The organism is Streptomyces sp. NPDC003284, from assembly GCF_053589675.1.
Window position 1 is genome coordinate 157,156 of sequence record NZ_JBSFSI010000005.1, and the last position, 13,630, is coordinate 170,785.

Genomic DNA, 13,630 nt, shown 5'->3' on the forward strand with positions numbered 1-13,630 from the left:
ACGGCGGCTGAGCCCTGCCGGGATCCAGGCAGGCTCAGTGGTGCGCCATCGCCGTCGCCGCGGCGGCCGCATACGTACGCCGCAGAAATCTGAGCAGCGTCTTCGTCTCGAACTGCACCACCGAGACGCCCCGCGGCGAGTGGAACTCCACCACGGCCTGCACCCGGCCGCACGGCCACACCCGCACCTCGCCGGTGCCGGTCGGGGCCCGCAGGCCCTGTTCGAGCAGCGACCGGGAGAACGTCCGCTCGGGCAGGCCGGGCAGAGCCATCCGGACCGCGCCCGGGTCGTCCTGGGGGTCGTAACGCAGGACGACCGGGACACCGCAGTGCTCGTCCTGATGGTCGTCCTCGGTGACGACACGGGCTCGCGCGTACTGTTCGACTGCGGTCATCGGACGGCCCCTCACACTAGGTGACCTCGACGCGAGGCGGACACCAGCGAGACGTTTACTCGCTTCTGCACTCCTCTTTACCAATGTCCCACATCTGCGGTTTCATGCCCCCGCGTCCCGATCCGCTTCCCGCGCCGGTCCCGATCCGTCCCGTACTCGCCGCAGATGCCTACCACCTCGCTCTTGCAAGAGGTTCGCAACACGCCACTATCATCGAACGGTGCATGTGCCTGACGGATTCATCAACGCTCCCACGTCCGCTGTCACCGGAGTCATCGCCGCCGGTGCCGTAGCGGTGAGCCTGCGCGGCGCGCGCCGGGAACTCGACGAGCGGACCGCACCGCTCGCCGGCCTGGTCGCCGCGTTCATCTTCGCGGTGCAGATGCTCAACTTCCCGGTCGCGGCCGGGACCAGCGGCCACCTCCTGGGCGGGGCGCTGGCCGCGATACTCGTGGGCCCCTACACCGGGGTCCTGTGCGTCTGCGTGGTCCTGCTCATGCAGGGCATCCTCTTCGCCGACGGCGGCCTGACCGCGCTCGGCGTCAACATCACCGACATGGCGATCGTCACCACGGTCGTCGCCTACGCGGTCTTCCGCGGCCTGGTGAAGGTGCTGCCGCGCCGCCGCCGCTCGGTCACGGTCGCCTCCTTCGTGGCCGCGCTGCTCTCCGTCCCGGCCGCCTCCGTCGCCTTCACGCTGATCTACGCGGCCGGCGGCACCACCGACGTGGCCATCGGCAAGGTCGCCACCGCCATGATCGGCGTGCACGTCCTCATCGGCATCGGCGAGGCCGCGATCACCGCGCTCACGGTGGGCGCCGTCATCGCCGTACGCCCCGACCTGGTGTACGGCGCGCGCGGTCTGGAGCAGCGGCTGAAGCTGCGGGTCGGCGGCGAACTGGTCGACGCCCCCGCCGCCGCACCGGCCCCCGCCCCGGCCGCCGCCGCCACCGCGCGGCCGCACCGCAAGCTGTGGATCACCGGCCTGGTGACCTCGCTGGTGCTGGCCGGTTTCGTCAGCTTCTACGCCTCCGCCAGCCCCGACGGCCTGGAGAAGGTCGCCCACGACAAGGGCATCGACCAGAAGGAGGAGCCGCACGCCTCCGCGGACTCCCCGCTCGCCGACTACGGCGTCAAGGACATCTCCGACGCCCGGCTGTCCGGCGGGCTCGCCGGGGTGATCGGCGTCGGCGTGACCATCGCCGTGGGCAGCGGAGTCTTCTGGGTCGTGCGCAGGCGCCGTACGGCCGGATCCGAGACACCGCCCTCCCAGGCCGCGGCCTGACATGGGAGCGGGCCACGCGCACCGGCTCTACCGGCACGGGCACTCCCCCGTGCACGGGCTGCCGCCGCACACCAAGCTCGCCGCGGCCTTCGCGTTCGTGGTGGTCGTGGTGTCCACCCCGCGTGAGGCGGTGTGGGCGTTCGCGCTGTACGCGGTGCTGCTGGCCGGCACCGCCGCCGTGGCCCGCGTGCCCGCCGGGTTCCTGCTCAAGCGGCTGCTGATCGAGATCCCGTTCGTGGCGTTCGCGGTGCTGATGCCGTTCGTCGCCGAGGGCGAGCGGGTGCACGTCCTCGGGCTCTCGCTGAGCGTGAACGGCCTGTGGGGCGCGTGGAACGTGCTGGCCAAGGGCACCCTCGGCGTCGCCGCCTCGGTCCTGCTGGCGAGCACCACCGAACTGCGCGAACTGCTGCTGGGCCTGCAACGCCTCAAGCTCCCGCCGCTGCTGGTGCAGATCGCCTCCTTCATGATCCGCTACGGCGATGTGATCACCGACGAGATGCGGCGCATGCGCATCGCCCGCGAGTCGCGCGGCTTCGAAGCGAGCGGCGTCCGGCACTGGGGCGTGCTCGCCAAGTCGGCCGGTGCGCTGTTCATCCGCTCCTACGAGCGCGGCGAGCGCGTCCACCTGGCCATGGTGAGCCGCGGCTACGCCGGTTCGATGCCGGTCATCGACGAGGCGACCGCCTCCCGGGCCCAGTGGTCGTACGCGCTGGCCCTCCCCGGTGCGGCGCTCCTCGTCTGTCTGCTGGGATGGACCCTGTGACTACGCCTTCGACGCCGCCCTCCCTGGAGGTCTCCGGCCTCGCCTTCGCCTATCCGGACGGCCACCAGGCCCTGTTCGGCGTGGACTTCGCCGTCGCCCGCGGGGAGCGGGTGGCGCTGCTCGGTCCGAACGGCGCCGGGAAGACCACGCTGGTGCTGCATCTCAACGGCATCCTGAGCGGCGGCGCGGGCACGGTGACGGTGGCCGGGCTGCCGGTCGGCAAGCGGCACATGGCCGAGATCCGGCAGAAGGTCGGGATCGTCTTCCAGGACCCGGACGACCAGTTGTTCATGCCGACCGTGCGCGAGGACGTCGCGTTCGGTCCGGCGGCGGCCGGGCTGAAGGGGCCCGAGCTGGAGCAGCGGGTGCGCACCGCCCTGGAGCGGGTCGGCATGGCGGAGTTCGCCGACCGGCCCCCGCACCACCTCTCCTTCGGCCAGCGCCGCCGGGTCGCGGTGGCCACCGTGCTCGCCATGGAGCCGGAGATCCTGGTCCTGGACGAACCGTCCTCCAACCTGGACCCGGCCTCCCGCCGCGAACTGGCCGACATCCTGCGCTCGTTGGACGTGACCGTGCTCATGGTCACGCACGACCTCCCGTACGCGCTGGAGCTGTGCCCGCGCGCGCTGATCCTCAGCGACGGCGTGATCGCGGCCGACGGACCGACCGGGGATCTCCTGTCCGACGAGGACCTGATGCGCGCCCACCGGCTGGAACTGCCCTTCGGCTTCGACCCGCGCGTGGCCTCGGCCCCCAGGGGCTGAGGCCACCCCCGAGGAATCGCAGGCACCGCCTCTGTGTTGCACTCACTGTCGCAGGCTGCGGACGGATACGAGTGACGAGTGGCAGGAGTACGGGTGTGGACGTGGACGTGAGCGGTGCGGTGGCCGAGGGCTTCGGACCGGTCAGGGACGCGTTCGCCGAGAACTTCGCCGTACGCGGTGAGCGGGGCGCGGCCCTCGCGGTGTACCGGGACGGGCACAAGGTCGTCGACCTGTGGGCCGGGAGCCGGGACGTCGACGGGGACCCGCGGGATGCGCCCTGGGAGCAGGGCACCGCGCAGATAGTGCGCTCCGCGACCAAGGGCGTCGCCGCCGCCGCCCTCCTGCTCCTGCACCAGCGCGGCGCACTCGACCTGGACGCTCCGGTGGGTGCCTACTGGCCCGAGTACAAGGCGGCCGGCAAGGAGCGGACCACGGTGGGGCAGCTGCTCGCCCACCGGGCGGGCGTCCCGGTCCTGGACCGGCCGCTCACCCCCGCCGAGGCCGCCGACCCGGACCTGGGCGCCCGCGCGGTCGCCGCGCAGGCCCCGGTGTGGGAGCCGGGCACCGGCCACGGCTACCACGCGCAGACGTACAGCTGGCTGACCGGCGAGCTGGTGCGGCGGGTGACGGGCGAGCCGATCGGCGCCTGGATCGCCCGGGAGATCGCCGCTCCGGTGGGCGCCGGGCTGTGGGTCGGGCTGCCCGCCGCCGAGGCCGGGCGCGCGGGCCGGGTCGGACCGGTCACGGCGCCCGAGTCCCCGGGCGGGCTGCGGCTGCGCCCCAAGCGCGCGGTCGCCGACGCCTACGCGGACCCCGGCTCGCTGACCCGGCGCGCCTTCGGCGCGATCACCCCGCTGCCCGACGAGAACGACGCCGCCTACCGCGCGGCGGCCCTGCCCGCGTCCAACGGCATCGCCACCGCCGACGGCCTGGCCCGCTTCTACGCCGCGCTGATCGGCGAGGTGGACGGCGGCCGGCGGCTGTTCGAGCCCGGCACGCTGGAGCTGGCCCGCGCCGAGCGGTCCGCGGGCGCGGACCGGGTGCTGGTGGTGGGCACCCGGTTCGGCCTCGGGTACATGCTGCACGGCGGCGCGTCCCCGCTGCTCGGCCCCGGCTCCTTCGGTCACCCGGGCCGCGGCGGCGCCCTCGGCTTCGCCGACCCGGAGACCGGCACCGCCTTCGGCTACGTCACCAACGGCTTCCGCGGCAGCGTGACGGCGGACCCGCGCGCGCAGGCGCTCGTCCGGGCGGTCCGGACGGCGCTGGCGCGACCGGCCTGACGCAACCGGCCGGACGCGCCCCGCGCGAGGCGCTCTTCAGACTTCAGACGTGGATCGGCTGGGAGGTGCGGCCCGAGGCGCTGTCGATCTCCTCGTGCGCCTTCGTGAGCAGCTCCATCGCGAGTTCGTTGAGGGCACGCGCCCCGGCGATCTCCTCACCGACGCGCGGCTGGTCGGAGTCGGTACGGTGCCTGCTGGCCCGCCCGTGCCCTCGGATCTCGCTGCCGTCGGGCAGCCGCACCATGGCCGCCGCCCGCGTGTGCTGGCCGTCCTCCTGGAACTCCAGCTCCACATGCCATCCCACGGCTGTCTTCATCATGACCATCACCTCCGGGAACACCTCCTTCCAGGGTGCTCCCTCCCGGGGCGGTACGCAGCACCAGGTGCCCGGCGGGCGGCCGGTCCGCGTGCGGCAGGACCGGCTAACCCGCGTGCAGCATCAGGCCGATGCCCACGACCAGCAGGCCCGCCGCCGCGAGCCGGGGTGCGCCGAAGCGCTCCTTGAAGAAGACGGCCCCGATGGCCGCGCCGACCAGGATGGAGGACTCGCGCAGCGCGGAGACGGGGGCCAGGTCGGCGCGGGTCTGCGCCCACAGCACCATGCCGTACGCCGTCACGGACAGGGCGGCGCCGAGCAGGCCGAGGGCGGCGTGGGGGCGCAGCAGCGCCGCGGTGCGACCGCGCCAGCGGGCGAGGGCGTACACCGGGACGGCCACGCCCTCGATGACCATGAGCCAGGCGATGTAGCCGAGGGACGAGCCGGAGGCGCGTACGCCCAGGCCGTCCACGACCGTGTACGCGGCGATGGACAGGCCGGTCGCCAGCGCGGCGCCGACCGCCGTCCAGTTCGGGCGGCGTCCGCGCAGGCCCCACAGGGCGACCCCGGTCAGGCCCGCGCAGGACAGCGCGATGCCGCCGGTCACCCACAGGTCCGGCACCTCGTGGGCGAAGACGGCGGCCAGGACCGTGACGACGAGCGGTGCCGTGCCCCGGGCGATCGGGTAGGTCTGCCCGAAGTCGCCCAGCCGGAAGGACGTCATCAGCAGCACGTAGTAGACGACGTGCAGCACCGCCGATATGCCGAGGTACGGCCACGCGCCCGCCGCCGGGAAGGCCGCGAACGGGGCCAGCGCCACGCCGATCAGCACCCCGCCGCCGGAGATCAGGGTGAACCCGACGAGCTTGTCGGGGATGCGGTGCGCGAGGGCGTTCCAGCAGGCGTGGGTGACCGCGGCCAGCAGGACGGCCGCGGTGACCAGCGGCGTCACGAAGCGCGCTCGCGCACGTCCACGAGGACGGCCCCGGCCCGCTCGGCCAGCTCCTTCGGGGCCATCGGGAAGACCGTGTGCGGGGTGCCCGCCGCGGCCCAGACCATGTCGTGCTCCAGCAGCGAGCGGTCGGCCAGCACCCGGGTCCGCGTGCGGTGCCCGAAGGGCGGCACCCCGCCGATGGCGTACCCGGTGGTGTCCCGTACGACGTCGGCCTTGGCGCGGGTGACCTGCTCCGCGCCCAGCTCCTCGCGGACGCGTTCCACGTCCACACGGGAGGCGCCGTCCATGAGGACGAGCACCGGCACGCCGTCCGCAGCGAAGATCAACGACTTGCAGATCTGGCTCAGTTCACAGCCGACCGCCGCCGCGGCCTCGGCGGCGGTGCGGGTGGCCTCGGGGAAGTGCCGCACCCGCCCGGCCAGCTCGTCGAGCCCCAGTTCGGTCAGGGCCGCGACGAAGCGAGGGTGGACGCCGGGGGTGCCGTTCGTCATCGTCATGCCCGGCACGGTAGCGGTGCCCGCCCGCTCCCCGCGAAGTCATTCCCCGACGTACGCCACGAAGTCCGCCCAGGAAACGGGGGCGAGGGCGAGGCGCGGGGCCTCCGGACGCTTGGAGTCACGGACGTGGACCGCTGCGGGGGTGTTGGCGACCTCGACGCAATCGCCGGGCTCGTTGCTGTCGCTGTAGCTGCTCTTGAACCAGTGGAAGTCCGGAGTGCTCATAGTCCTGACGGCGCAACACCGCCTTCCCGCCGATCGGCCGCTCCAGCGTCACCTGCTCCTGCACGAAAGCGGAGGGTGGCGTACCCGGTACAGCGCCCTCATGTACTCCGGTGTCTGGAGCAGGCCGTTGATGGTGTGGGTGCTGTACAGCAGCATCTCCACCGAGCGGCCTTCAGACCCCGGACAGAACGCCAAGGGCGCGGCCCCCGCAGGAAGCCGCGCCCTCGTCCATGTATCCGGTCAGGCCAGGGCCGGTTCCCGGTCGTCCTCGCGGCCGTCCGCCGAGGACAGCGCGCGCAGGCCCTCGCCCTCGACGTCCACGTTGGGCAGCGCGCGGTCCAGCCACTTCGGCAGCCACCAGGCGCGGCGGCCGAGGAGGGCGAGGACCGCGGGGACGATGGCCATGCGGACGACGAACGCGTCGAAGAAGACCGCGACGGCCAGGCCGAAGCCGATCATCTTGATCATCGACTCGCTGGAGCCGATGAACCCGGAGAAGACGGCGATCATGATGACCGCGGCGGCCGTGACGACGCGCGCACCGTGCCGGAAGCCGGTCACCACGGCCTGCCGGGGCTGCTCGCCGTGGACGTACGCCTCCCGCATCCGGGTCACGAGGAAGACCTCGTAGTCCATGGCGAGGCCGAAGACGACGCCCACCATGAAGATCGGCATCATCGACATGACCGGGCCGGTCTCCTCCACGCCCATCAGGCCGGACAGCCAGCCCCACTGGAAGACCGCGACGACCGCGCCGAGCGCCGCCATCACCGACAGCAGGAAGCCGAGCGCCGCCTTCAGCGGGACCAGGACGGAGCGGAACACCACGATCAGCAGCAGGAAGGCGAGTCCGACGACCAGCGCCAGATACGGGAACAGCGCGTCGTTCAGCTTCTGCGAGACGTCGATGTTCATCGCCGTGGAGCCGGTGACCAGCACCTCGGCGTCCGTCTTGGCCTTGATGCCGCTGCCCGCGTCGCGGATGGCGTGCACCAGGTCCTCGGTGGTGGAGGAGGACGGCTTGGAGTTCGGGACGACGGTGATCGTCGCGGTGTCGCCGGCCTTGTTGGGCTGGGCCGGGGTCACCGTCACGACGTCCTTGAGGCCCTTGATGCTGTCGGTCACCTCGGTGAAGGCGGCCTTGGCGTCACCGCTCCCCTTGGCGTCGACGACGACCATCAGCGGGCCGTTGAAGCCGGGCCCGAAGCCCTCGGAGAGGAGGTCGTAGGCGCGGCGCTGGGTGGTGGACACCGGCTGGGAGCCGTCGTCCGGCAGGCCCAGTTCGAGGGAGGTGGCGGGCACCGCGGCGGCGCCCAGGCCGACCACGCCGAGCAGCAGCACGGCGACGGGACGGCGCACCACGAACCGCGCCCAGCGGGTGCCCATGTTGTCCCGGGCCGGCTGCTGCGCCTTCTTCGCGGCCCGGCCGCCGCCCAGCAGCCTGCTCTTCCCCCCGGTCGGCGTGATCCTGCGGCCGGCGTAGCCGAGCAGCGCGGGGATCATGGTGAGCGCGATCAGGACGGCGACGACGACCGTGCCGGCCGCGGCGATGCCCATCTTCGTCAGCATCGGGATGTTGACGACGGAGAGGCCGACCAGGGCGATGACGACGGTGAGTCCGGCGAAGACCACGGCGGAGCCCGCGGTGCCGGTGGCCCGGCCCGCCGCCTCCTCGCGGCTGTGGCCCTCGGCGAGTTCCGCGCGGTAGCGGGAGACGATGAACAGGGCGTAGTCGATGCCGACCGCGAGGCCGATCATCGAGGCGAGGATCGAGGTGGTGCTGCCCAGGTCGAGGGCGCTGGCGAGCGCGGTGACCGTGGAGACGCCGATGCCGACGCCGATGATCGCGGTCAGCAGCGGCAGCCCGGCCGCCAGCAGCGAGCCGAAGGTGATGACGAGCACGACGGCGGCGATGGCGATGCCGATGACCTCGGTGGCCCCGGTCTCGGGCGCGGCGCTGAGCGCGTCACCGCCGATCTCCACGGTCAGCCCGGCGTCCCGCGCGTGCTGCGCGGCGTCCTTGAGCGCGGTGCGCGAGGAGTCCTCCAGCTCCATGCCGGAGACCTTGTACTTCACCGAGGTGTAGGCGACGGTGCCGTCCTTGCTGACGGCGTTGCCCGTGTAGGGGTCGGCGACGGAGGCGACCTCGGAGCCGTCCGACAGCTCCTTGACGGTCTTCTCGACGGCCGCCTTGTTCCCGGCGTCGGTCATCTTCCCGCTGCCGGGTGCCTTGAACACCACGCGGGCGGTGGCCCCGTCGGCGCTCGCCCCGGGGAAGCGCTGCTCCAGCAGGTCGAAGGCCTTCTGCGCCTCGGTGCCGGGGATCGAGAAGGACGTGTTGCCCGCGGGGGGCGCGGAGGCGGCGCCGACACCGGCGAGGGTCAGCAGCGCCACCCATATCAGCGCGACGAAGTGCCGTCGCCTGAAGGCGAGGCGTCCAAGTTTGTACAGGAACGTGGCCACGTGGGCGTACTCCCGGTCAGGTCGTTGGGTGGATCAGGGCAGGGGTCATCAGCCCGACGACGTGAGCGGTGACGTCAGAAGGTGGGCTTGCTGGGGAGGAGGAGAGCTACTGAGGTGCCTGGGGAGGGCGGTTCAGGAGGTGGTGGGCACGCCGAGGGCGGGGAGCACCACGGCGTCGATGTACGACCGCAGGAAGTCCTGGGTCGGCGGCTGGTCCTCGATCAGCGCCCGGACGACGAAGCCGCCGGCCAGCATGTGCACCACGAAGTCCAGCGCCGGGCAGTCCGGACGGATCTCGCCCCGGTCGACGGCCCGCTGGAGCAGCCGCTTGAACTCGGCCATCTCCGGTTCGATCAACTGCTCCCGGAAGGCCTGTCTGAGGTCCGGGTTGGAGTGCATCGCCATGGCCAGGCCCCGCATCAGCGCGGAGTTCTGCTCCATGGTGCAGTCGTCCTCACGGCTCGTCAGCGCGTGCAGGTCGCCGCGGAGCGTGCCGGTGTCGGTGCCCTCCAGCTTCCCGGGCTTGCCGTGCCGCACGGCCCGCACGACCAGTTCGGCCTTGCCGCCCCACTGGCGGTAGAGCGTGGCCTTGCTGGAGCGCGTACGGGCGGCCACGGCGTCCATGGTGAGGGCGTCGTAACCGACCTCGCGGAGCAGGTCGAGGACGGCCGCGTACAGCTCGGCCTCGCGCTCGGGCGTGATCCGGCTCCGGCGTACCGCCGTCATCTCGGTCATCCCGTCCGCCTTCCCGCTGTGCACGACACGGTTTCGTACGACACGAATGTAGCGCACTCACCTATCGAAACGAAACAGTTTCGTACGTGGGTTGGGTCACTTCTGTCGGATTCCCGTAAAGGAGCCCCCTGATGGAGCCCCTGAGTGCTCCGGAGTGCTGCCGGGCGGGGCAACCGGAGTGCTCCCGCCGCGGTGCTCCGGTTGCCCCGCCCGGCAGCCCGGCGAAGCATGGAGGAGGTGAGCTATCTGCGTATGCCGCACCTCTGCGGCGACCTGCTGTGCTTCGTGGCCGAGGACGACCTGTGGCTGGCGCCGCTCGACGGTGCGGACCGGGCCTGGCGGCTCACCGTGGACCGCACCAAGACCGGCCACCCCCGCTTCTCCCCCGACGGCCGCCACATCGCCTGCACCAGCTGGCGCAGCCTGGCACCCGAGATCCATCTGGTCCCGGTGGACGGCGGGCCCGCCCGGCAGCTGACGTACTGGGGCAGTTCCGACACCCAGGTGTGCGGCTGGACGCCGCCCGAGGAGGACGGGCACCGCGAGATCCTCGCCGTCACCTCGCACGGCGAGCCGTTCTCCTACTTCACCTCGGCCTACAAGGTCGCCACCGACGGCTCCCCCGGCCGCAGACTGCCCTGGGGGCCGGTCGCCGACATCCAGGCCGCCGAGACCGGCGGCGAGCGCAGGACCCTGCTGCTGACCGGCACGCCGCCCCACGAACCCGCCTCCTGGAAGCGCTACCGCGGCGGCGCCACCGGCCGCCTCTGGCTGCACGGACAGCGGCTGCTGCCCGATCTGAACGGCCATCTGGCCTGCCCGATGTTCGTCGGCGACCGGATCGCCTTCCTCTCCGACCACGAGGGCGTCGGCAACCTCTACTCCTGCGCCCACGACGGCTCCGACCTGCGCCGCCACACCGACCACGACGCCTTCTACGCCCGGCACGCCGCCGGGGACGGGCGGCGCGTGGTGTACCAGTGCGCGGGCGACCTGTGGATCGTGGACGACCTCTCCCCCGACTCGGTGCCGCGCCGCCTGGACGTACGGCTCAGCGGGCCGCGCGCGGGACGCCGCCGCCACCCCGTCCCGGCCGCCCAGAACCTGGACGGCCTCTCCGTGGACGAGACCGGCCGGGCCAGCGCGGTCGTCGTCCGCGGCTCCCTGTACTGGCTCACCCACCGCGACGGCCCCGCGCGCACCCTCACCGACACGCCCGGCGTCCGCGTCCGGCTCCCGGAGATGCTCGGCTCCGGCGGCCGGATCGCCTACGTCACCGACGCGGGCGGCGAGGACGCCGTGGAGATCGCCCAGCTGCCGCGCGCCACCGGGCCCCGGCCGCCGCGCCGGATCGCCCAGGGCGAGCTGGGCCGGGTGCTGGAGATGGCCGCCGACCCCGAGGGCGAACGGCTCGCGCTGGCCGCGCACGACGGACGGCTGCTGCTGCTCGACGTGACGGAGGAGGACGGCGGGGAGGGCGCGGGCGGCACGGCGACCGCCGACAGCCCGGCCGACGCGGCCGACGCGGCGGACAGCCAGGGCGGCGGGGGCAGCGGGGGCAGCGGGGACAGCGGGGAGAACGGCGCGCGGGACGAGGCGGCCCCGGCCCCCCGCGGCACCGTCACCGAACTCGTCCGCTCCGTGAACGGCCCCGTGCGCGACCTCGCGTTCTCCCCGGACGGCGCCTGGCTGACCTGGTCGCAGCCGGGGATCGGCCGGACACTGCGCCAGATCAGGCTGGCCCGCATCAAGGACGGCCTGGTCATCGACGTCACCGACGGCCGCTTCGAGGACGAGAACCCCGTCTTCACCCGGGACGGCCGCTATCTGGCCTTCCTGTCCTGGCGCGGCTTCGACCCGGTCTACGACGTGCACACCGGCGACCTGTCCTTCCCGCTCGGCTGCAAGCCCTACCTGGTCCCGCTGTCCTCCGCGACGCCCTCCCCCTTCGCGCTGAACCCGGAGGGGCGCCCGGCGGCGGGCGGGCTCGACCCGGTGGAGGACGAGGAGAACGGCGAGCCCGGCGCGGTCACCGTCGAGGTGGAGGGCCTGGAGAGCCGGGTGACGCCGTTCCCGGTCATCGCCTCCAAGTACTCGGCGCTCGCCCCGGTCGCGGGCGGCGGCCTGGTCTGGCAGCGCTGGCCGATCTCCGGCGCGCTCGGGGAGACGTTCGCCAACCCGGACGACACGAGTGGCAGGCCCACCCTGGAGTACTTCCACATCAGCAAGGCGAAGAAGTCCGAACTCGTCGCCCACCTCGACTGGTTCGCGGTCAGCGGCGACGGCACCCGGCTGGTCGTGGTCGACGAGGGCGAGCTGCGCGCGGTGCCCTCCACCGAGGTGGGCGACAGCGACTCCACGACCTGGATCGACCTGCGCCGGATCCTGCACGTCGTCGACCCGGGCGCCGAGTGGAGCCAGGCGTACGAGGAGGCCGGGCGGCTGATCCGGGCGTACTTCTGGGAGCCGCGGATGTGTGGCATCGACTGGGACGGGGTGCTCGCCCAGTACCGGCCGCTGGTCGAACGGGTCGCCTCCCCCGACGAGTTCGCCGATCTGCTGCGCGAGGTGCTGGGCGAGCTGGGCACCTCCCACGCCTATGTCGCCGCCGCCCGCCGCAACGAGGGCCCCGCGCACTACCAGCGCTGGCAGGGCCTGCTCGGCGCCGACCTGGTGCCGCGCGAGGAGGGCTGGACGGTCCGCCGGATCCTGCCCGGCGACTCCTCCGACTCGCGCGCCCGCTCGCCGCTGGCCGGCACCGGCATCCGCGCGGGCGCCGTGCTGACCCATGTCGACGGACGGCCGGTCGACCCGGTGACCGGCCCCTGGCCGCTGCTGGCCGGGTCCGGCGGTACGACGGTGGAGCTGACGTTCTCGCCCGCGGGCGGCCAGGGACCGGCCCGCCGGGTGGCGATCGTCCCGCTGGTCGACGACCGGCCGCTGCGCTACCAGGACTGGGTCGCCAAACGCCGGGCGGTCACCCGCGAGTTGAGCGACGGCAGGTGCGGCTATCTGCACATCCCCGACCTGGGCGGCTCCGGCTGGGCGCAGTTCAACCGGGACGTGCGCATGGAGATGTCCCGGCCCGCGCTCATCGTGGACGTACGCGGCAACGCGGGCGGCAACATCAGCGAACTGGTCATCGAGAAGCTGACCCGGACCATCCTCGGCTGGGACCTGACCCGCGACGCCCGGCCGGTCTCGTACACCTCCAACGCGCCGCGCGGCCCGATCGTGGCCCTCGCCGACGAGGCGACCAGCTCCGACGGCGACATGATCACGGCCGCGATCAAGCTGCTGGAGCTGGGTCCGGTGGTCGGCCAGCGCACCTGGGGCGGCGTGGTCGGCATGACCGGGCGGCACCGGCTCGGCGACGGCACGGTGATCACGGTGCCGATGAACGCGGCCTGGTTCGACGCGTACGGCTGGTCCGTGGAGAACCACGGCGTCGAGCCCGACATCGAGGCGCTGCGCACCCCGCTGGACTGGGCCGAGGGGCGGCACGTCGAGATGGACCGGGCCATCGAACTGGCCCTGGAACTGCTGGCGTCGCACCCGGCCGCGACCCCGCCCGGCTACGGCGGCGTGCCCGACCTCGCCCGTCCGAAGCTGCCGCCGCGGCCGGACTGAGGGCCCGGCGGCCGCATGGGGTGCCCCGGCGGACGGGACACCCCACGGATCAGCAACGGTCCACGCGGCTCGGCGAGTTACCGGTCGTAGTCCTCGTTGAGGCGGTCGTGGGCCTCGTCGTGCGTGTCCTCGATGCCCTGGCGGGCGCGGTCACGCTGCTGGTCGGCGCGCTGCCCGGCGCGCTGGCCGGCCTTCTCGCGGCCCTCCTGGGCGCGCTCCTTGCCCTGCTGCTGCCACTGCTTGGCCTGCTCCTGGGACTTGTCCTTCATACCCATGCTGTGTCACTCCCGTGTGGGTGAATGCGGTCCCCAAGTGGGTGAGGG

At 73.0% G+C, this 13,630-nt stretch carries 13 protein-coding genes and 1 pseudogene; 5 read left to right on the plus strand and 9 right to left on the minus strand.

Annotated elements, in window-relative coordinates; genetic code table 11:
* Positions 1-34 precede the first annotated feature (34 nt).
* On the minus strand, positions 35-394 hold the full coding sequence (locus tag ACWDYF_RS13060) for an SsgA family sporulation/cell division regulator (RefSeq protein ID WP_381737581.1): 360 nt from the start codon (positions 392-394) through the stop codon (positions 35-37).
* Positions 395-614: 220 nt separating this feature from the next.
* Between ACWDYF_RS13060 and ACWDYF_RS13065 the strand changes: the two genes are divergently transcribed.
* The 4 genes from ACWDYF_RS13065 to ACWDYF_RS13080 all read left to right on the plus strand — a co-directional run bounded on the left by ACWDYF_RS13065 (position 615) and on the right by ACWDYF_RS13080 (position 4,486).
* Positions 615-1,679, plus strand: a complete 1,065-nt coding sequence (locus ACWDYF_RS13065) for an energy-coupling factor ABC transporter permease (RefSeq protein ID WP_389462952.1) — start codon at positions 615-617, stop codon at positions 1,677-1,679.
* Position 1,680: 1 nt separating this feature from the next.
* Positions 1,681-2,442, plus strand: coding sequence for a cobalt ECF transporter T component CbiQ (gene cbiQ, locus ACWDYF_RS13070; protein WP_389462953.1), 762 nt, complete (start codon positions 1,681-1,683; stop codon positions 2,440-2,442).
* Positions 2,430-3,206, plus strand: a complete 777-nt coding sequence (locus ACWDYF_RS13075) for an energy-coupling factor ABC transporter ATP-binding protein (protein ID WP_382844661.1) — start codon at positions 2,430-2,432, stop codon at positions 3,204-3,206. The genes cbiQ and ACWDYF_RS13075 overlap by 13 nt, the downstream gene beginning before the upstream one ends.
* Positions 3,207-3,307: 101 nt before the next feature.
* The gene (locus ACWDYF_RS13080; RefSeq protein WP_389463299.1) at positions 3,308-4,486 is read left to right on the plus strand and encodes a serine hydrolase domain-containing protein; all 1,179 of its coding nucleotides are present in this window, start codon (positions 3,308-3,310) and stop codon (positions 4,484-4,486) included.
* A gap of 43 nt (positions 4,487-4,529) precedes the next feature.
* On the opposite strand, the gene ACWDYF_RS13085 is transcribed toward ACWDYF_RS13080, so the two are convergent.
* The 7 genes and pseudogenes from ACWDYF_RS13085 to ACWDYF_RS13115 form a co-directional block, all read right to left on the minus strand.
* The gene (locus ACWDYF_RS13085; protein WP_064537477.1) at positions 4,530-4,805 is read right to left on the minus strand and encodes a DUF1876 domain-containing protein; all 276 of its coding nucleotides are present in this window, start codon (positions 4,803-4,805) and stop codon (positions 4,530-4,532) included.
* Positions 4,806-4,908: 103 nt separating this feature from the next.
* On the minus strand, positions 4,909-5,754 hold the full coding sequence (locus ACWDYF_RS13090) for an EamA family transporter (RefSeq protein WP_381737574.1): 846 nt from the start codon (positions 5,752-5,754) through the stop codon (positions 4,909-4,911).
* Positions 5,751-6,254 carry a YbaK/EbsC family protein gene (locus ACWDYF_RS13095; RefSeq protein WP_381737572.1) on the minus strand — a complete coding sequence of 168 codons (504 nt, stop codon included), beginning with the start codon at positions 6,252-6,254 and terminating at the stop codon, positions 5,751-5,753. Before ACWDYF_RS13095 ends, ACWDYF_RS13090 begins: the two co-directional genes overlap by 4 nt.
* Positions 6,255-6,293: 39 nt before the next feature.
* Positions 6,294-6,479, minus strand: a complete 186-nt coding sequence (locus ACWDYF_RS13100; RefSeq protein ID WP_389462954.1) for a DUF397 domain-containing protein — start codon at positions 6,477-6,479, stop codon at positions 6,294-6,296.
* Between the two features lie 4 nt (positions 6,480-6,483).
* A pseudogene (locus tag ACWDYF_RS13105) lies at positions 6,484-6,653 on the minus strand (Scr1 family TA system antitoxin-like transcriptional regulator); the annotation flags it as partial.
* 66 nt (positions 6,654-6,719) lie between these two features.
* Positions 6,720-8,942 carry an MMPL family transporter gene (locus tag ACWDYF_RS13110; RefSeq protein WP_381737569.1) on the minus strand — a complete coding sequence of 741 codons (2,223 nt, stop codon included), beginning with the start codon at positions 8,940-8,942 and terminating at the stop codon, positions 6,720-6,722.
* 132 nt (positions 8,943-9,074) lie between these two features.
* Positions 9,075-9,677, minus strand: a complete 603-nt coding sequence (locus ACWDYF_RS13115; RefSeq protein ID WP_018566870.1) for a TetR/AcrR family transcriptional regulator — start codon at positions 9,675-9,677, stop codon at positions 9,075-9,077.
* A 228-nt stretch (positions 9,678-9,905) separates the two neighbouring features.
* Between ACWDYF_RS13115 and ACWDYF_RS13120 the strand changes: the two genes are divergently transcribed.
* Positions 9,906-13,307, plus strand: a complete 3,402-nt coding sequence (locus ACWDYF_RS13120; protein ID WP_389462955.1) for a S41 family peptidase — start codon at positions 9,906-9,908, stop codon at positions 13,305-13,307.
* Between the two features lie 77 nt (positions 13,308-13,384).
* Here ACWDYF_RS13120 and ACWDYF_RS13125 read toward each other — a convergent pair whose 3' ends face one another.
* A complete protein-coding gene (locus tag ACWDYF_RS13125; protein ID WP_381737566.1) occupies positions 13,385-13,582 on the minus strand; it encodes a hypothetical protein in 198 nt (65 codons plus the stop codon).
* Positions 13,583-13,630 lie beyond the last annotated feature (48 nt).